The sequence below is a fragment of the Variovorax sucrosi genome, assembly GCF_051216635.1.
Classification (GTDB): domain Bacteria; phylum Pseudomonadota; class Gammaproteobacteria; order Burkholderiales; family Burkholderiaceae_C; genus Variovorax.
In genome coordinates this window covers 394,717-415,705 of the sequence record NZ_JBPJZU010000003.1, presented here as the reverse complement: position 1 = coordinate 415,705, position 20,989 = coordinate 394,717, and the positions used below count along the sequence as shown (strand labels likewise).

Annotated in this window: 20 protein-coding genes; 16 read left to right on the top strand and 4 right to left on the bottom strand. The window is 67.3% G+C overall.

Features of this window, described 5'->3' with window-relative positions:
• Positions 1 to 69: 69 nt before the first annotated feature.
• Both rpmB and rpmG read left to right on the top strand, forming a co-directional pair.
• On the top strand, positions 70 to 303 hold the full coding sequence (rpmB, locus tag ACSFBE_RS08110) for a 50S ribosomal protein L28 (RefSeq protein WP_007830293.1): 234 nt from the start codon (positions 70 to 72) through the stop codon (positions 301 to 303).
• Between the two features lie 11 nt (positions 304 to 314).
• Positions 315 to 488, top strand: coding sequence for a 50S ribosomal protein L33 (gene rpmG / locus ACSFBE_RS08105; RefSeq protein ID WP_007830291.1), 174 nt, complete (start codon positions 315 to 317; stop codon positions 486 to 488).
• A gap of 168 nt (positions 489 to 656) precedes the next feature.
• Here rpmG and ACSFBE_RS08100 read toward each other — a convergent pair whose 3' ends face one another.
• Positions 657 to 1,874 carry a DesA family fatty acid desaturase gene (locus ACSFBE_RS08100; protein ID WP_435489868.1) on the bottom strand — a complete coding sequence of 406 codons (1,218 nt, stop codon included), beginning with the start codon at positions 1,872 to 1,874 and terminating at the stop codon, positions 657 to 659.
• Positions 1,875 to 2,003: 129 nt separating this feature from the next.
• Complete coding sequence (locus tag ACSFBE_RS08095) at positions 2,004 to 3,275, bottom strand: RsmB/NOP family class I SAM-dependent RNA methyltransferase (RefSeq protein ID WP_435489867.1); 1,272 nt, start codon at positions 3,273 to 3,275, stop codon at positions 2,004 to 2,006.
• A gap of 81 nt (positions 3,276 to 3,356) precedes the next feature.
• On the opposite strand from ACSFBE_RS08095, the gene ACSFBE_RS08090 reads away from it, so the two are divergent.
• A complete protein-coding gene (locus ACSFBE_RS08090; RefSeq protein WP_435489866.1) occupies positions 3,357 to 3,590 on the top strand; it encodes a DUF1653 domain-containing protein in 234 nt (77 codons plus the stop codon).
• 22 nt (positions 3,591 to 3,612) lie between these two features.
• On the opposite strand, the gene purN is transcribed toward ACSFBE_RS08090, so the two are convergent.
• Positions 3,613 to 4,194, bottom strand: a complete 582-nt coding sequence (gene purN, locus ACSFBE_RS08085) for a phosphoribosylglycinamide formyltransferase (RefSeq protein ID WP_435489865.1) — start codon at positions 4,192 to 4,194, stop codon at positions 3,613 to 3,615.
• 154 nt (positions 4,195 to 4,348) lie between these two features.
• On the opposite strand from purN, the gene ACSFBE_RS08080 reads away from it, so the two are divergent.
• The 3 genes from ACSFBE_RS08080 to ACSFBE_RS08070 all read left to right on the top strand — a co-directional run bounded on the left by ACSFBE_RS08080 (position 4,349) and on the right by ACSFBE_RS08070 (position 8,113).
• Positions 4,349 to 5,530 carry an acyl-CoA dehydrogenase family protein gene (locus tag ACSFBE_RS08080; RefSeq protein WP_435489864.1) on the top strand — a complete coding sequence of 394 codons (1,182 nt, stop codon included), beginning with the start codon at positions 4,349 to 4,351 and terminating at the stop codon, positions 5,528 to 5,530.
• An 11-nt stretch (positions 5,531 to 5,541) separates the two neighbouring features.
• Positions 5,542 to 6,657 (top strand): acyl-CoA dehydrogenase family protein, encoded by a 1,116-nt coding sequence (locus ACSFBE_RS08075; RefSeq protein ID WP_435489863.1) that lies wholly within the window; start codon positions 5,542 to 5,544, stop codon positions 6,655 to 6,657.
• A 76-nt stretch (positions 6,658 to 6,733) separates the two neighbouring features.
• On the top strand, positions 6,734 to 8,113 hold the full coding sequence (locus ACSFBE_RS08070; protein WP_435489862.1) for an alpha/beta fold hydrolase: 1,380 nt from the start codon (positions 6,734 to 6,736) through the stop codon (positions 8,111 to 8,113).
• Positions 8,114 to 8,126: 13 nt separating this feature from the next.
• Here the strand turns inward: ACSFBE_RS08070 and ACSFBE_RS08065 are convergent, their stop codons facing one another.
• Positions 8,127 to 8,684 (bottom strand): HNH endonuclease, encoded by a 558-nt coding sequence (locus ACSFBE_RS08065; RefSeq protein ID WP_435489861.1) that lies wholly within the window; start codon positions 8,682 to 8,684, stop codon positions 8,127 to 8,129.
• A gap of 166 nt (positions 8,685 to 8,850) precedes the next feature.
• Here ACSFBE_RS08065 and ACSFBE_RS08060 point away from each other — a divergent pair, with 166 nt between their 5' ends.
• The 10 genes from ACSFBE_RS08060 to ACSFBE_RS08015 all read left to right on the top strand — a co-directional run bounded on the left by ACSFBE_RS08060 (position 8,851) and on the right by ACSFBE_RS08015 (position 20,973).
• On the top strand, positions 8,851 to 9,975 hold the full coding sequence (locus ACSFBE_RS08060; protein ID WP_435489860.1) for a bifunctional riboflavin kinase/FMN adenylyltransferase: 1,125 nt from the start codon (positions 8,851 to 8,853) through the stop codon (positions 9,973 to 9,975).
• Between the two features lie 119 nt (positions 9,976 to 10,094).
• Positions 10,095 to 12,995, top strand: a complete 2,901-nt coding sequence (gene ileS / locus ACSFBE_RS08055; protein ID WP_435489859.1) for an isoleucine--tRNA ligase — start codon at positions 10,095 to 10,097, stop codon at positions 12,993 to 12,995.
• A complete protein-coding gene (gene lspA, locus ACSFBE_RS08050) occupies positions 12,995 to 13,504 on the top strand; it encodes a signal peptidase II (protein WP_435489858.1) in 510 nt (169 codons plus the stop codon). Before ileS ends, lspA begins: the two co-directional genes overlap by 1 nt.
• 128 nt (positions 13,505 to 13,632) lie before the next feature.
• Positions 13,633 to 14,634, top strand: coding sequence for a LacI family DNA-binding transcriptional regulator (locus tag ACSFBE_RS08045; protein ID WP_435489857.1), 1,002 nt, complete (start codon positions 13,633 to 13,635; stop codon positions 14,632 to 14,634).
• Positions 14,635 to 14,674: 40 nt separating this feature from the next.
• Entirely contained in the window at positions 14,675 to 15,688 is a 1,014-nt protein-coding gene (locus tag ACSFBE_RS08040) for an ABC transporter substrate-binding protein (RefSeq protein WP_435489856.1), read from the top strand.
• Positions 15,685 to 16,494, top strand: a complete 810-nt coding sequence (locus ACSFBE_RS08035; RefSeq protein ID WP_435489855.1) for an ABC transporter permease — start codon at positions 15,685 to 15,687, stop codon at positions 16,492 to 16,494. Before ACSFBE_RS08040 ends, ACSFBE_RS08035 begins: the two co-directional genes overlap by 4 nt.
• A gap of 9 nt (positions 16,495 to 16,503) precedes the next feature.
• Positions 16,504 to 17,304, top strand: a complete 801-nt coding sequence (locus tag ACSFBE_RS08030) for an ABC transporter permease (RefSeq protein ID WP_435489854.1) — start codon at positions 16,504 to 16,506, stop codon at positions 17,302 to 17,304.
• Positions 17,294 to 18,361, top strand: a complete 1,068-nt coding sequence (locus ACSFBE_RS08025) for an ABC transporter ATP-binding protein (protein WP_435489853.1) — start codon at positions 17,294 to 17,296, stop codon at positions 18,359 to 18,361. Before ACSFBE_RS08030 ends, ACSFBE_RS08025 begins: the two co-directional genes overlap by 11 nt.
• 29 nt (positions 18,362 to 18,390) lie before the next feature.
• Positions 18,391 to 19,218 carry a phosphodiesterase gene (locus tag ACSFBE_RS08020; protein ID WP_435489852.1) on the top strand — a complete coding sequence of 276 codons (828 nt, stop codon included), beginning with the start codon at positions 18,391 to 18,393 and terminating at the stop codon, positions 19,216 to 19,218.
• A gap of 90 nt (positions 19,219 to 19,308) precedes the next feature.
• On the top strand, positions 19,309 to 20,973 hold the full coding sequence (locus tag ACSFBE_RS08015; protein ID WP_435489851.1) for a Na/Pi cotransporter family protein: 1,665 nt from the start codon (positions 19,309 to 19,311) through the stop codon (positions 20,971 to 20,973).
• Positions 20,974 to 20,989 lie beyond the last annotated feature (16 nt).

Genomic DNA, 20,989 nt, shown 5'->3' with positions numbered 1-20,989 from the left:
CTCGACGACTCGTCGTGGGGCCCGCTTCCGGGTCCATCGGGTGCCAGCTGTTTATGAAAGAGTGTCCACATGGCACGCGTATGTGACGTCACGGGCAAGGGCCCGATGGTCGGGAACAATGTTTCCCACGCCAACAACAAAACCAAGCGCCGGTTCCTGCCGAACCTGCAATACCGTCGTTTCTGGGTCGAGACCGAAAACCGCTGGGTTCGCCTGCGCGTTTCGAGCGCTGCACTGCGCCTGATCGACAAGAACGGCATCGATGCCGTGCTCGCAGACCTGCGCGCACGCGGCCAAGCTTAAGGAGCGCAATCATGGCAACGAGCAAAGGCGGACGCGAAAAGATCAAGCTGGAATCCACCGCGGGTACCGGCCACTTCTACACGACCAGCAAGAACAAGAAGACGATGCCTGAAAAGATGTCGATCATGAAGTTCGACCCGAAGGCGCGCAAGCACGTCGAGTACAAGGAAATCAAGCTGAAGTAATTCAGCGCGATGCCCTCGAAAAGCCTGCTGGTTCAGCAGGCTTTTTTATTGCCTGAAGGATGTGCTTGGCGCCCAAAGCGCCTCCCGCCTCCCGTACGGCAGCCACAAAAAAACCGACCCGAGGGTCGGTTTTTTGATTCGACGACCGGAGTCGTCGATGGACCAGCGTCAGGCGGCGCGGGCAGCCCGGAGGCGCGTGGAGAACTCGCGCAGGCCGGCGATGCCGCTTTCTTCGGCGCGACGGCACCAGGCCGCCAGGTCGGACGCCAGCTGCTCGCGGGAGTGCGACGTGTTGAGCCATAGCTGGCGCAGCTCTTCCCGCATCGTCACCATCTTGTCGAGCACCGGATGCGCCTCGCGCGCCTGGACGATGTGCGTGCGCGCGGCGGCTGGCACCTTGTCTTCGTCCCGGTGCAGCCAGCGCTTGGCCGCCTTGAGCACCGACAGGTCGGCGCCCTTGGCCTTGAGCGCGTCCAGCTCCTGGCGGGTCGCGCGACGCATTTCGCGGGCGTAGCCAGCCATGACTTCGTAGCGGTTGGCAATCACCGCCTCGAGCGTCTTTTCGTCCGCCACCGGCTTCACGTCGCCCATCAGCAGCTTCGGCGGCAGCTTCTTGACCTTGGCCCAGCCAATTTTCTGCATCAGGCTGATGTAGACCCAGCCGATGTCGAATTCATACTTCTTGACCGAGAACTTGGCCGAGGTCGGGTAGGTGTGATGGTTGTTGTGCAGCTCTTCGCCGCCGATGATGATGCCCCAGGGGATCAGGTTGGTGCTGGCGTCGGTCGCCTCGAAGTTGCGATAACCCCAGTAGTGGCCGATGCCATTGACGACGCCGGCGGCCCAGAACGGGATCCAGAGCATCTGCACCGCCCAGACGGCCGCACCGGCCGCACCGAACAGTGCCAGATTGATCACCAGCATCAGGCCGACGCCCTGCCAGCTGTAGCGCGAGTAGAGGTTGCGCTCGATCCAGTCGTTGGGCGTGCCGTGGCCGAAACGCTCGATCGTGTCCTTGTTCTTCGATTCCTTGCGGTACAGCTCGGCGCCGCGCCACATGACTTCGTCGATGCCCTTGACCTGTGGGCTGTGCGGGTCTTCTTCGGTTTCGCACTTGGCGTGGTGCTTCCGGTGGATGGCAACCCATTCCTTCGTCACCATGCCGGTACCTAGCCACAGCCAGAAGCGGAAGAAATGCGAGGGAACCGGGCCCAGATCCATGGCCCGATGGGTCTGCGTGCGGTGCAGGAAAATCGTGACCCCGGCGATGGTGATGTGCGTGGTGACGAGCGTGTACAGCACGATCTTCCACCATGCGATGTCCCACAAGCCGTGTCCAAGCCAGTCGATGGCCGCACTCAGGACGGCAGAGTCAGGAAGCAACATTGATTTGAATACTCCATGGCGCACGAAGGTGCAGCCTTCAGGTAGTCGGCAATTTTAAGGCCGGCCCCCACCAAAGGGGGCTAAATCCTTGATAGAGCAGGCGTTTTCCCTGACTTTGGAGTGCCGCGCCTACTTCCGGCTCCACACCGCCGCAAAGAAACCGTCGGTCGCATGGCGATGCGGCCAGAGGCGCAAGTAGCGGGCGCCACTGTCCCCGCCCGCGCAGAGCTGCTCGGCGCCCTCGATCTTCAGGCCGCTCAGCAGCGGGGCCGCGTCCTGCAGTTCGAAGTCCGGATTCGCCGCCGAGAAGGCCTCGGCGATGGCCTCGTTCTCCTCGGGCAGCACGCTGCATGTGGCGTAGACCAGACGGCCGCCGCTCTTGACCAGCCGCGCCGCGCTCTGCAGGATTGCCGTCTGCTTGGCCGTCAGCTCCTCGATCGCCTTGGGCGACTGCCGCCATTTCAGATCCGGATTGCGCCGCAGCGTGCCGAGCCCCGAGCAGGGTGCGTCGATCAGCACTCGGTCGATCTTGCCGGCCAGGCGCTTGATGCGGTCGTCGCGTTCGTGCGCGATCGCCGCCGGGTGCACGTTCGACAACTTGCTGCGCGCCAGCCGCGGCTTGAGCGCGTCGAGCCGGTGCGCCGAGGTGTCGAAGGCGTAGAGCCGCCCGGTGTTGCGCATGGTGGCGCCGATCGCCAGCGTCTTGCCGCCCGCGCCGGCGCAAAAGTCGACCACCATCTCACCGCGCTTGGCGTCCAGCAGCAGCGCCAGCAGTTGGGAGCCTTCGTCCTGCACCTCGATGGCGCCGCGCGTGAAAGCGTCGAGCTTGGTCAGGGCCGGCTTGCCGTCGATGCGCAATCCCCAGGGCGAGAACGGCGTCGGCACCGCCTTGATCGACACCTTTCCGAGTTCCTTCTGAACGTCGGCCCGCTTGTCGTGCAGCGTGTTCACCCGAAGGTCCAGCGGCGCCGTTTGCTGCAGGCTCTCGGCCAGTGCCCAGAACTGGTCGCCCAGCTGGGCCTTCAGCGGTGCCACCAGCCATTCGGGCAGGTTGTGGCGATGGCGCTCCAGCAGGTCGTCCGGGCGCACGGCGTCGCAGTTGTCGAGCCAGCGCTTTTCCACGTCGTTGAGGGCGCTCTTGAGGAAATCGCGTGGGCCGTAAAAGCCCAGGATCGCCATGCGCCGCTCCTTCGAACCGGTGCCCGAGGGGGACAGGTGATCGAACAGCAGCTTCTTGCGAAGCACGGTGTAGACGGTCTCGGCCAGCGTCGCGCGCTCGCGCGGGCCGAGTTCGCGATGGTCGCGAAAGAAACGGGAAACGACCTGATCGGCCGGATGATCGAACTTCAAGACGAGGCCGACGAGATCGGCGCAGGCCTCCAACAAAACTTTGGGATGCATGCCCCGATTGTCTCAGCCGCGGTGCGCGCTGCCCGAGAATGCGATCCCGTCCCGAAATCCGACCCCCTGCGCACCCTTCCCATGACCGACGACGACCTGCCGCCCCTGCTCGAAACGCCGCCCGGTCTGTACCGCCATTACAAGGGCGGCGAGTACGAAGTCGTCGGTACGGTGCGGCACAGCGAAACGCTGGAACCGATGACGCTCTACCGCGCGCTCTACGGCCAACGCGGCCTGTGGGTGCGGCCGGCGGCGATGTTCCAGGAGACGGTCGACATCGACGGCGTGGTGCAGCCCCGCTTTCGGAAGGTCTGATTTCGGCCCGGCCCGCAGCCCGCTAGGCGCGGCGCAGCCAGCCTTCGATCGCCCGGGGATAGAGCCGGTGCTCCTGCGTCAACACACGCTCGGCCAGCGTGGCCGGCGTGTCGTCGGCGAGCACCGGCACCGCTGCCTGATCGAGGATCGAGCCGTGGTCGAGTTCAGCCGTCACCTGATGCACCGTGGCGCCTGCCACCCGGCAGCCGGCGTCGATCGCACGCTGGTGCGTGTTCAGCCCCGGAAAGGCCGGCAGCAACGAGGGATGGATGTTGATGAGGCGGCCGGCGTAGCGTTCGACGAAGACCGGCGTCAGGATGCGCATGAAGCCGGCCAGCACGACCAGCGTCGGCGCGTGCGCTTCGATCGCGGCCGCCAGCGCCGTGTCGAAGTCCTCCCGCGTCGCGAAGCCCTTGTGCGGAATGGCGGCGGTCGCGATGCCGCGTTGCTGCGCGAAGGCCAGGCCCGCAGCCTCGGCGCGGTTGCTCAGCACCGCAGCGACGCGGGCGCCGAAACGCTCGGCCCATCGCCCCTGCTCGGCGGCACGCACGATGGCCGCCATGTTGGAGCCTTCGCCGGAGATCAGGATGACGATGTTCTTCATGGGAGGCGGGATTATCCGTGCGCCGGAGGCGCAGCCGGCGCCCGCCACGATGTCGCAGCGCAGACACCTCCCGAGTGCACGACCGTGCTAAAAAGTCGGACTCCGGAGACACGCCGCTTCCTTCGCGGCGACGGACCAACACAGCGAGGCACGCATGGATTTGAGCTTCACCCCCGAGGAACAGAAGTTCCGCGAAGAGATTCGCGCCTGGGTCAAGGAGAACCTCCCCACCGAGATTTCCCACAAGGTGCACAACGCGCTCGAACTGACGCGCGACGATCTTCAGAACTGGGCCAAGATCCTCGGCAAGAAGGGCTGGCTCGGCTACGGCTGGCCCAAGGAATTCGGCGGCCCCGGCTGGACCGCCGTTCAGCGCCACCTCTTCGAGGAAGAAACCGCCCTCGCCGGCGCCCCGCGCATCGTGCCCTTCGGCCCGGTGATGGTCGCGCCGGTGATCCAGGCTTTTGGCTCGCCCGAGCAGCACCAGCGCTTCCTGCCCGGCATCGCCAGCGGTGAAGTCTGGTGGAGCCAGGGCTACAGCGAGCCGGGCTCGGGCTCCGACCTGGCCTCGGTCAAGACCAAGGCCGAGCGCCAAGGCGACAAGTACATCGTGAATGGCCAGAAGACCTGGACCACACTCGGTCAGTACGGCGACTGGATGTTCAACCTGGTACGCACCAGCAACGAAGGCAAGCCGCAGACCGGCATCAGCTTCCTGCTGCTCGACATGAAGTCGCCCGGCGTCACGGTGCGCCCGATCAAGCTGCTCGACGGCAGCGTCGAGGTCAACGAGGTGTGGTTCGACAACGTCGAGGTGCCGGCCGAGAACCTGATCGGCGAAGAGAACAAGGGCTGGACCTACGCCAAGCACCTGCTCTCCCACGAGCGCACCAACATCGCCGACGTGAACCGCGCCAAGCGCGAGCTCGAGCGCCTCAAGCGCATCGCCAAGACCGAAGGCCTGTGGGACGACACGCGCTTGCGCGACGAGATCGCCAAGCTCGAAGTCGACGTGGTCGCCCTCGAGATGCTGGTGCTGCGCGTGCTGTCGGCCGCCAGTTCGGGCAAGAACTCGCTCGACATCGCCGGCCTGCTCAAGATCAAGGGCAGCGAGATCCAGCAGCGCTACACCGAGCTGATGATGCTGGCCGGCGGTGCCTATTCGCTGCCGCTGATCCGCGAGGCGATGCACGCCGGCTGGCAAGGCGACTTCCCCGGTGGCCACGTCGGCCTGGCGCCGCTCGCATCCAACTACTTCAACATGCGCAAGACCACCATCTACGGCGGTTCCAACGAAGTGCAACGCAACATCGTCGCCCAGACGGTGCTCGGCTGAGGAGACAAGACATGGATTTCGATTTTTCCGACGATCAGGAACAGCTGCGCGACGCCGTTCGCAAGTGGGTCGGCAAGGGCTACGACTTCGAGCGCCGCCGCGGCGTCGAAGCCGCCGGCGGCTTCTCGCGCGAAGCCTGGGACGAGCTCTCCGAACTGGGCCTGGGCGGCCTCTACATCTCTGAAGACGACGGCGGCCTCGGCATGGGGCCGGTGGCCGGCATGGTGGTGATGGAAGAACTCGGGCGCGGCATCGTGCTCGAGCCCTTCGCGCAGACGCTGATCGCCGGTGGCGTACTCAGCGGCTATGCAGGCGCCGAGCTGAAAGACGACTGGCTGCCACGCATCGCCGGCGGACAGGCGCTGGTCGTGCTGGCCCATCAGGAGCGCAAGGCGCGCTACCGGCTCGACCTGTGCGACACCCAGGCCACGAAGGCCGGTGACGGCTGGACCGTCTCGGGCACCAAGGGCGTCGTGCCCGCCGGTGACCAGGCCGACGCCTACCTCGTGCCCGCCACGCTCGACGGCAAGATCGCCCTCTTTCTGGTCGAGCGCAGCGCCGACGGCGTCGCGGCGCGCGGCTATGGCACGCAGGACGGCGGCCGTGCGGCCGAAGTCGTGTTCGACCAGGCCGCGGCCGCGCTCGTCACGCTCGACGGCCTCACGGCGCTCGAGCACGCAGTCGACATCGGCATCGCCGCGGTCTGCGCCGAAGCCGTGGGCGTGATGGACAAGACCCTCGCCGTGACCGTCGAGTACATGAACACGCGCAAGCAGTTCGGCGTGACCATCGCCACCTTCCAGGCGCTGCGCCATCGCGTGGCCGACATGAAGATGCAGCTGGAACTCGCGCGGTCGATGAGCTACTACGCCAGCCTCAAGCTGAACGCGCCGGCCGCCGAACGCCGCCAGGCGCTGGCGCGCGCCAAGTACCAGCTCGGCGTCTCGATGCGCTTCGTCGGCCAGAACGCGGTGCAGCTGCACGGCGGCATCGGCGTGACGGACGAGTACATCGTGAGCCACTACTTCAAGCGCCTGACGCAGATGGAGATGACCTTCGGCGACACGCTCCATCACCTGGGGGAGGTGTCTGGCCGCATGGAGGAGACGGCCGGCGTCTTTGCCTGAACCTCTCACGTCCCAGCGCGACACGCCCGCCCGCAGCATGCCGGCGGGCGTTTTTCATGGATTGGATTTCTGCACAATGACCACTCGACGCACCCTCCTGGCCGCCGGCCTCTCCACCACCCTGCTCGCCGCCTGTGCCATGACGCCGACGACCGCCCAGCGCCCGCCGATCGTCTTCGTGCACGGCAACGGCGATTCGGCTGCGCTCTGGCAGACGACGATCTGGCGCTTTGAATCGAACGGCTGGCCGCGCGAGCGCCTGTTCGCCTTCGACCAGCCGATGCCGCTCGCGCGCGACAACGACGCGGTGGCGCAGTCGGGCCGCAGTTCCACCGCCGAATCGATGGCCTTCCTCAAGGCCGAGGTCGAACGGGTGCTGCAGAGCACGCAGGCCGGGAAAGTGATCCTCGTCGGCAGCTCGCGCGGCGGCAACACGATCCGCCACTACGTGCAGAACGGTGGCGGCGACCGGGTCGTGAGCCATGTCGTGCTGGGCGGCAACCCGGCGCACGGCATCTGGTCGATCCCCGGCTTCAACGAGGGCAGCGAGTTCTCGGCGCAGTCGCCCTTCCTGCGCCAGCTCAATGCGCCCAAGGGGCCGAACGGCGACGAGGTGACGCCGGGCGTGCGCTGGCTCACGCTGCGCTCCGACAACAACGACAAGTACGCCCAGCCCGAGGGCACCTGGATCGGGGCACCGGGCAGGCCGACGAACGTCAGCGACGACGGCCCGGCGCTGAAGGGCGCGACCAACCTCGTGCTGCCGCGCGTCGACCATCGCGAAACCGCCTTCTCGCCGGCCGCCTTCGACGCCACGTGGCGCTTTCTCACCGACGCGGCACCGCGCACGCTGCAGCCTGCGGCCGAATCGGTGATCGCGCTGTCCGGCCGCGTCACGGGCATGGGCCTCGACGCCCTGGCGCCCGCCAGCGGCAACTTCACCAACAACCTGCCGATCGTCGGCGCACGCGTCACCGTGTTCGCCGTCGAACGCGACACCGGCGCGCGGCGCGGCGCGGCCGTGTGGGACCGTGCCGTCGGCCCCGACGGACGCTGGGGGCCGTTCGTCGCCGAGGCCGGCACGGGCTACGAGTTCGTCGTCAGCGCGTCCGGCTACGCGACGACGCACATCTACCGGTCACCTTTTCCGCGTTCGAGCAGCGTCGTCAACCTCCGCCCCGAACGCGTTGCCGCGGCCGACCAGGACGCCAAGGCCCTCGTGATCTTCACGCGGCCACGCGGCTACTTCGATGCGCAGCGCGACACGATGCGCTTCGATGGTCAAGACACCCTGCCCGGCGTGCCACCGCGGGGCGCGGGCATCTCGAGTTCGAAGCTGAAGTTATCAGCCGATGCGCAACGCAGCGTCAGCGCCGAATTCAACGGCGAAACGCTCGCCGGTCTGAGCTGGCCGCTGGCGCAGGGCCACGTCAGCGTGCTCGAACTGACGTACTGAGGCGCGGATGAGGCTAGCCGTGCAGCCGTGAACTCTGCGGCAGATGCGCCATCAGAAACTCCATCTGATCCGCCAGGATGCGGCGGTTGCGCAGGATGAAGTCTTCCCACAGGCTGGGCACATAGGGCGCGTACAGCAGCGGCATGCCGGCCTGCTCGGGGGTGCGGCTGCTCTTGCGGTGGTTGCACGGCTTGCAGGCCGTCACGACGTTCATCCAGACGTCGATCCCCTTCTGCGCGAACGGGATGATGTGCTCACGGGTGAGTTCGTCTTCGTGGAAGTGGCCGCCGCAGTAGGCGCAGATGTTGCGGTCGCGTGCGAACAGCTTGCTGTTGCTCAGGCCCGGCCGCTGCGTGAAGGGGTTGATGCGCGGCACGCCCTTGGTGCCGATGATGCTGTTGATCGCGATCTGCGACTGCGCACCCGTCACCGCGTTGTGACCACCGCGGAACACAGCCACTTGCGCACCGACCTCCCAGCGCACTTCATCCGCCGCGTAGTGGAGCACCGCCTGTTCGAGCGAAATCCACGACTGGGGCAGCCCTTGGGCCGACAGCTTCAAGACCTTCACACACGCCTCCTCAAGATGGGAAGAAACACGGAGAGACCCGACCGTGGCGACAACCTTCGAGGCGGTGCGCCACGACGCACTGAGTCACAATATACCGGCTTTGTGACAAATGAGCCTGCGCTGCCCATTCCACGGGCTTGCGGCGCTATCAAAAACAGATCGATCCATGCAGGTTTTTCGCGGGTTTCGGCATCCCGGCGTGGCTCCGGCTTGCGCCCTGACCATCGGCAATTTCGACGGCGTGCACCGTGGTCACCAGGCCATGCTGGCGCTGCTCGTCACCGAGGCGCGCCAGCGCGGCCTGCCAAGCTGCGTGCTCACCTTCGAGCCGCATCCGCGCGACTACTTCGCGGCGGTCAACAAGCGGCCGGAACTCGCCCCGGCGCGCATCGGCACGCTGCGCGACAAGCTCAGCGAGCTGGCCGACTGCGGCGTGGCGCAGACCATCGTGCTGCCCTTCGACGCGCGGCTGGCCGCCCAGACACCCGACGAATTCGTCCAGAACGTGCTGCTCGACGGCCTGGGCGCGCGCTATGTGTTGGTGGGCGACGACTTCCGGTTCGGCGCCAAACGCATCGGCGACTACGCGATGCTCGATGCGGCCGGCGACCGGCACGGCTTCGACGTGGCCCGCATGAACAGCTACGAAATATCGGACCCCCATGCGCGGCTTCGCCCCGCGGCCCCCCGAGAGGGTGCGCCCGCCTTGGGGCGGCCCGGCGGCGGGCGGGGCCTGCGCGTTTCCAGCTCGGCCGTGCGCGAGGCGCTTGCCGATGGCCGCATGGCCGATGCCCACACGCTGCTGGGCCGCCCCTATGCCATCTCGGGCCACGTGGTGCACGGCCGCAAGCTGGGCCGCGCGCTGGGTGCCTCCGCGCCCGGCCAGGACGACGGCTTCCGCACCCTCAACCTGCGCTTCAAGCACTGGAAGCCGGCGGCCGGCGGCATCTTCGCCGTGCTGGTGCACGGGCTGGCGCCGCAGCCGCTCAAGGGCGTGGCCAACCTCGGCGTGCGGCCGTCGCTCGACCCCAACGACGTCAATGCCGGCCGGGTGCTGCTGGAGACCCATTGCCTGGATTGGCCTGCCGAACTGGGCGTCGAGGGGGCCTACGGTAAAATCGTCCGCGTGGAACTGCTGCACAAACTGCACGACGAATTGCGCTACACCAGCCTCGAGGCCCTCACCGCAGGGATCGCCAAGGATGGCGACGACGCACGCGCATTCTTCGCCTCCACGGCGGTCCAGACCCATGCGGAAGTGCACCGCCAGACCACGCGAGACCGAATTTAGAGCGGGAAGCCGATCCCGCTCCTTCGTCATTCGTCCCGTCCCGCGCACCGTTCTCCCGCGCTGCACGCATCCCTCGATCCTCGCGCGCTGCACCCGCAGCGCAGATTTCCGGAACCCCCATGGCTGACAACACACCCGAAGGCAGTGGCGACACCCGCGACTACCGCGCCACCCTCAACCTGCCCGACACCCCCTTCCCGATGCGCGGCGACATGGCCAAGCGCGAACCGGGCTGGGTCAAGGAATGGGAAGACCAGGGTCTCTACAAGCGGTTGCGTGTGGCCCGCGCCGGCGCGCCCAAGTTCATCCTGCACGACGGCCCGCCCTACGCCAACGGCCAGATCCACATGGGTCACGCCGTCAACAAGATCCTGAAGGACATGATCACCAAGGCGCGGCAGCTGGAAGGCTTCGACGCGCTCTACGTGCCGGGCTGGGACTGCCATGGCCTGCCGATCGAGAACGCGATCGAGAAGAAGTACGGCCGCAACCTGAGCCGGGACGACATGCAGGCCAGGAGCCGCGCCTTCGCGACCGAGCAGATCGCGCAGCAGAGGGTCGACTTCCAGCGCCTGGGCGTGCTGGGCGAGTGGGACCACCCGTACAAGACGATGGACTTCGCCAACGAGGCCGGCGAGCTGCGCGCCTTCAAGCGCGTGATCGAGCGCGGCTTCGTCTACCGTGGCCTGAAGCCGGTGTACTGGTGCTTCGACTGCGGCTCGTCGCTGGCCGAGTTCGAGATCGAATACGCCGACAAGAAGTCGCAGACGCTCGACGTGGCCTTCAAGGCGCACGAGCGCGCCAAGGTGCTGGCTGCGTTCGGCCGGCCCGATGTGCTCGGCGACATCTTCGCCGTCATCTGGACCACCACCGCGTGGACCATCCCGGCCAACCAGGCGATCAACCTGAATCCAGAGCTGGAGTACTCGCTGGTCGACACCGAACGCGGCCTGCTGATCCTCGCCACCTCGCTGGTCGAGATGTGCATGAACCGCTACGCGCTCGACGGCAAGGTGCTGGCCACCGTCAAGGGCGAGGCGCTGGGCGGGCTCGAGTTCGCGCATCCGCTGTACGACGTGAAGGATGAGAACGGGAACCATGGCTACAAGCGCCTGGCGCCCGTGTACCTGGCCGACTACGCCACCGCCACCGACGGCACCGGCCTGGTCCACTCGTCCCCCGCCTACGGCGTGGACGACTTCAACTCGTGCATTGCGCATGGCATGGCCTACGACGACATCCTGAACCCGGTGCAGGGCAACGGCACCTACGCGGCCGACTTCCCGCTGTTCGGCGGGCAGCACATCTGGAAGGCCGTGCCGGAGATCATCGCCGCGCTGCGCGAGGCGCACCGGCTGCTGGCCACCGAAGGCATCACCCACAGCTACCCGCACTGCTGGCGCCACAAGACGCCGGTGATCTACCGCGCCGCCGCCCAGTGGTTCATCCGCATGGACGAGGGCGAAGGCGTGTTCACCAAGGACAAGGCGCCCCAAACGCTGCGCCAGACGGCGCTCGAAGCCATCGAGAAGACGCACTTCTACCCGGAGAACGGCAAGGCGCGCCTGCACGACATGATCGCCAACCGGCCCGACTGGTGCATCTCGCGCCAGCGCAGCTGGGGCGTGCCGATTCCCTTCTTTCTGCACAAGGATTCGGGCGAGCTGCATCCGCGCACGATGGAGATCCTCGACCAGGCCGCCGACATCGTGGAGCGCGGCGGCATCGAGGCCTGGAGCCGCGTGACCGTCGAGGAAATCCTCGGCGCCGAAGACGCGCCGAGCTACACCAAGAGCACCGACATCCTGGAGGTGTGGTTCGATTCGGGCTCGACCTTCTGGCACGTGCTGCGCGGCACGCACCCCACGGTGCACCACGACGCCGGCCCCGAGGCCGACCTGTACCTCGAAGGCCACGACCAGCACCGCGGCTGGTTCCACTCGTCGCTGCTGCTGGCGTCGGCGCTGGAAGGCCGCGCGCCCTACCGCGGCCTGCTGACGCACGGCTTCACCGTCGACAGCCAGGGCCGCAAGATGAGCAAGTCGCTCGGCAACGGCATCGATCCGCAGGAGATCAGCAAGAAGCTGGGCGCGGAAATCATCCGCCTGTGGGTGGCGGCCAGCGACTATTCGGGCGACATCGCGGGCGACGACAAGATCCTCGCGCGCGTGGTCGACGCCTACCGCCGCATCCGCAACACGCTGCGCTTCCTGCTGGCCAACACCAGCGACTTCGACATCGCGAAGGACGCGGTGCCGCTCGCGCAGATGCTGGAGATCGACCGCTATGCGCTCAGCCGTGCCGCGCAATTCCAGGCCGAGGTGCTGGCGCACTACAAGGTGTACGAGTTCCACCCGGTGGTCGCGAAGCTGCAGATCTATTGCTCGGAAGACCTGGGTGGCTTCTACCTGGACGTGCTGAAAGACCGGCTCTACACGACCGCGCCCGGCTCGCATGCGCGCCGCAGCGCGCAGACCGCGCTCTGGCACATCACGCAGGCGATGCTGCGCTGGATGGCGCCTTTTCTCAGCTTCACCGCCGAAGAGGCGTGGAAGCTGGTGGGCACGGGTCAGCCAGGCGACTCGATCTTCACGCAGGTCTACAGCGACCTGGGCACGCCCGACGACGGCCTGCTGGCCAAGTGGACGCGCATCCGAGACATCCGCGATCTCGTCAACCGCGCGATTGAGTTGGAACGCAAAGAGGGTCGCGTCGGATCATCTTTGCAAGCAAACCTCGACCTTGCAGTCAGCGTTGAGGACTTTGAATTGCTGGATTCGCTAGGTGACGACCTGAAGTTTGTCTTCATCGTCTCCGCCATTGCACTGTCGCGCGCAGCAAGTGCAGACGATGTGGCCGCAGGCGAAGCGGCATTCAACGTCACGCCCAGCACCGACACCAAGTGCGAGCGCTGCTGGCACTACCGCGCCGATGTCGACCACGACCCGGCCCACCCGACGATCTGCGGCCGCTGCACCAGCAACCTCTACGGCGCGGGCGAAGCGCGGAGCATCGCCTAATGGCCCGCACCGCGACCACCCGCAAGCTGTCGTCGTCGAACGCCATCTGGCCCTGGCTCGGCCTGGCGCTGGTGCTGTTCATCCTCGACCAGTTCACCAAGACCCTGATCCTCGGCTACTACCGGCTCGGCGACGCGACCTACGTCACCAGCTTCTTCAACATCGTGCGGGCCCACAACACCGGCGCGGCGTTCTCGTTCCTGGCCGACCACTCGGGCTGGCAGCGCTGGCTGTTTACCGCCATCGGCGTGGCGGCGGCGATCTTCATCGTCTGGATGCTGAAGTCGCACCCCGGGCAGAAGCTCTTCAGTTTCGCCATGGCCTGCATCCTGGGCGGTGCCATCGGCAACGTGGTCGACCGGATGATGCACGGCTACGTGGTCGACTTCCTCGACTTCCACCTCGGCAAGAGCCACTTCCCGGCCTTCAATGTGGCCGACAGCGCCATCACCATCGGCGCGATCTGCCTGATCCTGGACGAATTGCGGCGGGTGCGCCGAGGCAAGTAGCCCCGCCGACCCGCTGCCCAAACCAAGGACCGCGTTGACCCTTCCAGGGTTAACGCGGTTTTTTCATGGGTCATCACGGCGTCATACTGCCGCGGTTCAATGTAATCGATTACATAGCTGTCGCATCGATGAACATCCAGACCGTTGCCGAGCGCGCGGGCGTCTCCGTCGCCACCGTCTCGCGCGCCTTCAACTTCCCCGACAAGGTGGCACCGGCCACCCGGGAAGCGATCGAGCGCATCGCGAAGGAACTGGGCTACCTGCCCAACGCCAGCGCCCGCACGCTGCGCACCCAGCGCAGCCGCGTGCTCGGTGTGGTGCTGCCGACGCTGCTGAACCCGACCTTCGCCGAATGCCTGCAGGGCATTGCCCAGGCCGCGGCGGCGGCCGGCTACGCGATCATCCCCGTCACCACCGCCTACGAACTCGACGAGGAGCAGCGCGCCGTCAATCTGCTGCTCGCGGGCAACGTCGACGGAATGATCCTGGTGGTGTCGAACCCGTCGAACTCCGAGGCGCTCCGGCGCCTGCGCAGCGTGGCGATGCCCTATGTGCTGGCCTACAACCGGCATCCGGCGCATCCGTGCGTGTCGGTCGACAGCGAAGCCGCATCGGCCGGGGTGGTGGCGCGGCTGGTGCAGCTGGGCCACCGGCGCATCGCGATGGTCAGCGGCACCATGGCCGCCTCGGATCGGGCGCAGCAGCGCCACCGCGGCTACCTGCGGGGCATGGCCGACGCCGGGCTCGCCGCGCCGCCGGTGCTCGAGGTGCCCTTCCTCGAAACCGCGGTCGATGCGGTGCGCCACTACCTGCAGTCGACGCCTCGCCCCACCGCCCTGTTCTGCTCGAACGACCTGCTGGCCATCCGCAGCATCCGCGCCGCGTCGCTCGACGGCCTGCGCGTGCCGCAGGACCTGGCCGTGGTCGGTTTCGACGGCATCGAACTCGGCCAGGACCTGACGCCCGCGCTGAGCACCGTGATGCAGCCCAACCACGACATCGGCCGCCACAGCGTCGAGCTGCTGGTGCGCGCGCTCGCCAGCGGCCAGGCACCCGATGCCAGCGCCAGCCTGCTGCTGCCCCACGGCTTTCGCGAAGGCGAATCCTGCGCGGCACCGGCCGCCCCCTGAATCTCTCTCGTCCCTCTCTTCATTCACCCCAGGAGTTCCCATGTCCTCGACCCTTCGACGCATCGCCCGCCTCGGCGTGCTGGCCGCCGGCTTCGCCGCGGCCAGCGCCACCATGGCGCAGACCGCCATCTGCTACAACTGCCCGACCGAATGGGCCGACTGGGGCACGCAGCTGCGCGCCATCAAGGCCAAGACTGGCGTCACCGTGCCGCCGGACAACAAGAACTCCGGCCAGTCGCTGGCCCAGCTCATCGCCGAGAAGGCCAGCCCGGTCGCGGACATGACCTACCTCGGCGTCACCTTCGCCATCCAGGCGCAGAAGGACGGCGTGGTCGCCCCCTACCAGCCCGCCAACTGGAAAGACATCCCCGACGGCCTGAAGGACCCGGCCGGTCACTGGTTCACGATCCACTCGGGCACGCTCGGCTTCATGGTCAACGTCGACGCGCTCAAGGGCAAGCCGATCCCGAAATCGTGGGCCGACCTGCTCAAGCCCGAGTACAAGGGTTTGATCGGCTACCTCGACCCGGCATCCGCCTTCGTCGGCTACGTCGGCGCGGTTGCCATCAACGAAGCGCGCGGCGGCACGCTCGACAACTTCGGCCCGGCCATCGACTACTTCAAGGCGTTGCAGAAGAACGAACCCATCGTGCCCAAGCAGACCTCGTATGCGCGCGTGCTGTCGGGCGAGATCGCGATCCTGCTCGACTACGACTTCAACGCCTACCGCGCCAAGTACAAGGACAAGGCCAACGTCGCCTTCGTGATTCCGACCGAAGGCACCGTCGTCGTGCCCTACGTGATGAGCATGGTGGCCAACGCGCCGCATTCGGCCGATGCGAAGAAGGTGCTGGACTTCGTGCTGTCCGACGAAGGCCAGGCGATCTGGGCCAAGGCCTACCTGCGACCGGTCCGTGCCGGCGCCATGCCCAAGGACGTCGAGGCGCAGTTCCTGCCCGCCGCCGAGTACCAGCGCGCCAAGACGGTCGACTACGGCCGCATGGCCGCTGCGCAGCGCGCCTTCTCCGACAGCTACCTGAAGGACGTGCGTTGAAATCCGGCCAGCGCTGGCTGCTGCTCGGCTGCGCAGCGCCGGCCGGCGCCTTCTTCCTGATGTTCTGGCTGCTGCCGGTGCTGCGCCTGCTGGCGCTGCCGGCGGACAAGGGCTGGGCCACCTACTTCGCGGTGCTCACCGACAGCCGCTATCTGCAGAGCATGCTCAACACGGTGCTGCTGTCGCTCGGCGTGACGCTGGCCACGCTGGTCCTGGGCGGCGCGGTCGGCGTTTATCTCGCGCGGCGCGACTTCCTCGGCAAGCGCGTGCTGCTGTCGCTGCTCACGCTGCCGCTGTCCTTCCCCGGCGTGATCGTCGGCTTCTTCGTGATCCTGCTGGGCGGCCGGCAGGGCCTGGTGGCCGACCTGTCGGACGCGCTGGTGGGCGAACGCATCACCTTCGCGTATGGCCTGCTCGGCCTGTTCCTGGCCTACCTGTACTTCTCGCTGCCGCGCGCCATCGCGACCTATGCGGCGGCCGCCGAATCGATGAACCTGCAGCTGGAGGAAGCCGCCCGCTCGCTGGGCGCCTCGCGGCTGCGCGTGGTGCGCGACGTGTGGCTGCCCGAGTTGGCACCCACCACGCTGGCCTGCGGCGCGATCCTGTTCGCGACCTCGATGGGCGCCTTCGGCACGGCCTTCACCCTGGCGAGCAAGTTCGAGGTGATCCCGATCACCATCTACAACGAGTTCACCAACTACGCCAACTTCGCACTGGCCGCGTCGCTGTCGATCGCGCTGGGCGTGGTCACGTGGCTGGTGCTGTTCGTGGCGCGCCACTTTGGCGGCAGCCCGATCACGCGCTGAGGAGAACACATGCGGCACAACACCTCAGGCAAGGCGCCCTTCCTCTTCGCGATCACGGCGCTGGTCAGCTTCTTCATGATCTCGCCGATGCTGCTGTCGGTGATGGCCGGCCTGGTCAACAACTACAGCGTCGGCCTCAAGAGCGGGCTCACGACACGCTGGTTCGGCGAGGTGTGGGAGGTCTACGGCGGCACGGTCGGCTGGTCGCTCGCGCTGGCGCTGGTCTGCGTCGCTTGCACCATCGTGCTCGGCGTGCCCTGCGCCTATGCGCTGGCCCGCAGCCGCTCGCGCGCGGCCCGCATCTTCGAGGAGCTGCTGACGCTGCCGGTCGCGGTGCCGGGCCTGGCCACCGCGCTGGCGTTGATCCTGGCCTACGGACAGATCAGCGCCTTCCGCCAGAGCTTCGCCTTCATCCTGGTCGGGCACATCATCTTCACGCTGCCCTTCATGGTGCGCACCGTGGCCTCGGCCTTCCAGCGCCATGACCTCGTCGCGCTGGAAGAAGCGGCGCGCACGCTGGGCGCGAGCTTTCGCCAGCGCTTCATGGGCATCCTGGTGCCGGCCGTTTTTCCCGCCATCGTGGCCGGCAGCCTGATGGTCTTCACGCTCTCGGTCGGCGAATTCAACCTGACCTGGATGCTCCACACGCCGCTCACCCGCACGCTCCCAGTCGGCCTGGCCGACAGCTACGCCTCGATGCGGCTGGAAGTGGGCTCGGCCTACACGCTGGTCTTCTTCATCGTCATCCTTCCGGTGCTGTGGGGCTTGCAGTCCCTCGCCCATCTCCTGCAGAAACGCCATGGAACTTGAACGCATCCCCGTCGACATTGAGAACGTCGCCAAGACCTACGCCGACGGCACGCGCGGCCTGCAACCGACGAGCCTGCACGTGGAGCCGGGGGAAGTGCTCGCACTGCTCGGCCCCTCGGGCTGCGGCAAGACCACGCTGCTGCGCCTGATCGCCGGGCTCGAAACGCTCGACGACGGCGGCACCATCCGCTTCGGCGATCAGGACGTGACGCACAAGCCGGTCGAGCTGCGCGGCGTCGGCATGGTGTTCCAGAGCTACGCGCTGTTCCCGCAGATGAGCGTGGCGGCCAACATCGGCTATGGCCTCCGCATCCGCGGCGTCGAGGCGGCGGAAGAGAAGCGCGTGGTCGGCGAACTGGTGGACCTGACGCGGCTCCATGGCCTGGAGAACAAGCGGCCCAGCGAGCTCTCGGGCGGCCAGCGCCAGCGCGTGGCCCTTGCGCGCGCGGTGGCCGTGCGCCCGCGCGTGTTGCTGCTCGACGAGCCGCTGGCCGCGCTCGACGCCAAGTTGAAGGAGTCGCTGCGCGACGAGTTGGCCGAACTGCTGCGCCGGCTGCACATCACGGCCATCCACGTCACGCACGACCAGCAGGAAGCCATGGCCATCGCCGACCGCCTCGCTGTGATGCGGGCCGGCCGCATCGTGCAGATCGGCCGCGGCGAAGCGCTGTACCGCGCGCCCGCCCATCCCTTCGTGGCCGAATTCCTCGGCCGGGTGAACCGCCTGGAACGCTCGCCGGAAGCCATCGCCCGCGGCGTGGTGCTCCTCGGCGGCATGGCCATGGCCTGCCCGAAATCCTGGGCGAACCACCCCACGCTCCTCGTGCGCCCCGAAGACGTGCAGATCGGCCCGGCCGGCCAATCGGGCTGGGGCATCGCGACCGTGGCACAGCGCACCTTCCTCGGCGATCGCGTGCAGCTGCAGCTGCGCGTGGCCGGCCAGGCGAGCCTGCTGGTCGACGCAGCGCGAGACACCCGCTTTCAGGCCGGCGACGAAGTCGGCGTGCGCATCCACCCCGACCGGCTCATGACATCGCAGGAAGCCGCCGCCGCATGAGCGACGCCCGGCCGCACGAAGGTACTCCAATGACCCCCACCGTTCTCGTCCAACTCACCGACCTCCACATCCGCGAACCCGGCCGCCTGGCCTATGGCCGCATCGACACCGCGCCCTACCTCCAGCGCGCGGTGCAGAGCGTGCTGCGCCTGCGGCAGGCGCCCGACGCGGTCGTCATCACCGGCGACCTGAGCGATTTCGGCCGTGCGGCCGAATACGCGCACATGGCCGAACTGCTGGCGCCGCTCACGATGCCGATCTACCTGATGCCGGGCAACCATGACGACCGCGACCAGTTGCGCCACAGCTTCCCCACGCACGCTCACCTGGGCGACATCGGCGGCTTCGTGCAGTACAGCGTGAAGGTCGGCGGCATCCGGCTGCTCACGCTCGACACCTGCGTGCCGGGCCACAGCCACGGCACGCTCGACGCTGAGCGCCTGGGCTGGCTCGAAAAGCAACTTGAGGCATGCAGCCACGAGCCAGTCGTCATCGCGATGCACCACCCGCCCTTTCGCACGCTGATCGGCCACATGGACGACATCGGCCTGCTCGAAGGCGCTGCCGAACTCGAAGCGCTGGTCGGGCGCCATCCGAACGTCGAGCGCGTGATCTGCGGCCACCTGCACCGCGCCATCGACGTGCGCTTCGGCGGCACCATCGCGTCGACCTCGCCGGCGCCGGGCCACCAGGTCGCGCTCGACCTTGACCCCGAAGCGCCCTCGGCGTGGATGCTCGAGCCGCCGGGCTTCCGACTGCATGCCTGGGACGGTGAACGGCTGGTCACGCACCTGGCCGCCTCGGGCGAGTTCGAAGGCCCCTATCCTTTCCACGAGAATGGGACCTTGATTGACTGAACCCGGTGCCGCCTTCGACGGACACCTTGCGGCACCACCCGTGCCGACAATCAGGGCTCGAACAGAAGAATAGAAAGTCGCACGCCGTCCATGAAACACCTGCTGAACCTGCTGGCAGCAGTCGCGCTCCTCGTCTGGGGCACCCACCTCGTCCGCACCGGCGTACTGCGCGTGTTCGGCGGCAACCTGCGCAAGTTCCTGGCGCGCAGCATGCGCAACCGCTTCACGGCCGCGCTGTCGGGCATCGGCGTGACGGCGCTGGTGCAGTCGAGCACCGCGACCTCGCTCATGACCTCGTCCTTCGTCGGCCAGGGGCTCATCACCCTGCCGGCGGCGCTGGCCGTGATGCGTGGCGCCGACGTCGGCACGGCGCTGATGTCGGTGCTGTTCTCGACCGACCTCTCGTGGCTGTCGCCGCTCTTCATCTTCACCGGCGTCGTGCTCTCGATCACCCGGCCGGCCACGCCCGCCGGCCGCTTCGGCCGCATCCTGATCGGACTGGGCCTGATGCTGCTGGCACTGCAACTGGTCGTGCAGGCCACCGGCCCGCTGTTCGATTCGCCGGCCATGCGCGCGGTGCTGGTGTCCATCAGCAGCGACGTGCTGCTGGAGATCACCATCGGCGCCGCCCTGGCCGTGGTGGCGTATTCGAGCCTGGCCGTGGTGCTGCTGGTCGCCGCCATGGCGACCTCGGCGGTCGTGCCGCTCGACGTGGCGCTGGGCCTGGTGCTGGGCGCCAACCTCGGCAGCGGCGTGCTGGCGGTGCTGACCACCGCCAAGTCGGACATCGCGGTGCGGCAGGTGACAGTCGGCAACCTGCTCTTCAAGCTGCTCGGCGTGACGGTGGCCGCGCCCTTCATTGGCCTGTACCTGACGCATGTGCGCGCCTACGTGTCCGACGCGACGCAGCTGGTCGTGCTGTACCACTTGGCCTTCAACGTGGTGGTGAGCATCGGCTTCATCGGCCTGACCGGCTGGGTGGCCGAACTCGTCAAGCGCCTGCTGCCGGTGCCCAAGGAAGGCTCGTCGACCGCGCGGCCGCAGCACCTGGACCCGTCCGCCCTGTCGACGCCCACGCTCGCCATCTCGAACGCCGCGCGCGAGGCACTGCACCAGGCCGACATCGTGGAGACCATGCTGATCGGCATGCTCAACGTGATCCGCCACAACGACCTGAAACTGGCCGAGGAGCTGCGCAAGCTCGACGACACGGTCGACCGGCTCTACTCGGACATCAAGTACTACCTGACGAAGATCTCGCGCGAGGCACTGGGCGAAGAAGAGAGCAAGCGCTGGACCGACATCATCAGCTTCACCATCAACATGGAGCAGGTGGGCGACATCATCGAACGCGTGATCATCGACATCGAGGACAAGAAGATCAAGCCGCAGCGCAACTTCTCGCCGGCCGGCATGGCCGAGATTGTCGAGCTGCATGAGCGGCTGGTGGCGAACCTGCGCCTGGGCATGAGCGTCTTCCTGAACGGCAATGTGCGCGACGCGCAGAAGCTGCTGGAAGAGAAGGCGCGTTTCCGCGACCTGGAGCGTGCCTACGCCACCACCCACCTGAGCCGGCTGATGGACCGCACCGCGCCGAGCATGGAGACCAGCTCGCTGCACATCGACCTGATCAGCGACTTGAAGCGCATCAACTCGCACATTTGCTCGATCGCCTACCCGATCCTCGACTCGGCCGGCGCGCTGGCCCCGAGCCGGCTGCGCGAATCGCGCCTGCACCCGCTCGACAACCCCTGAGCGACGGAGGGGCTGC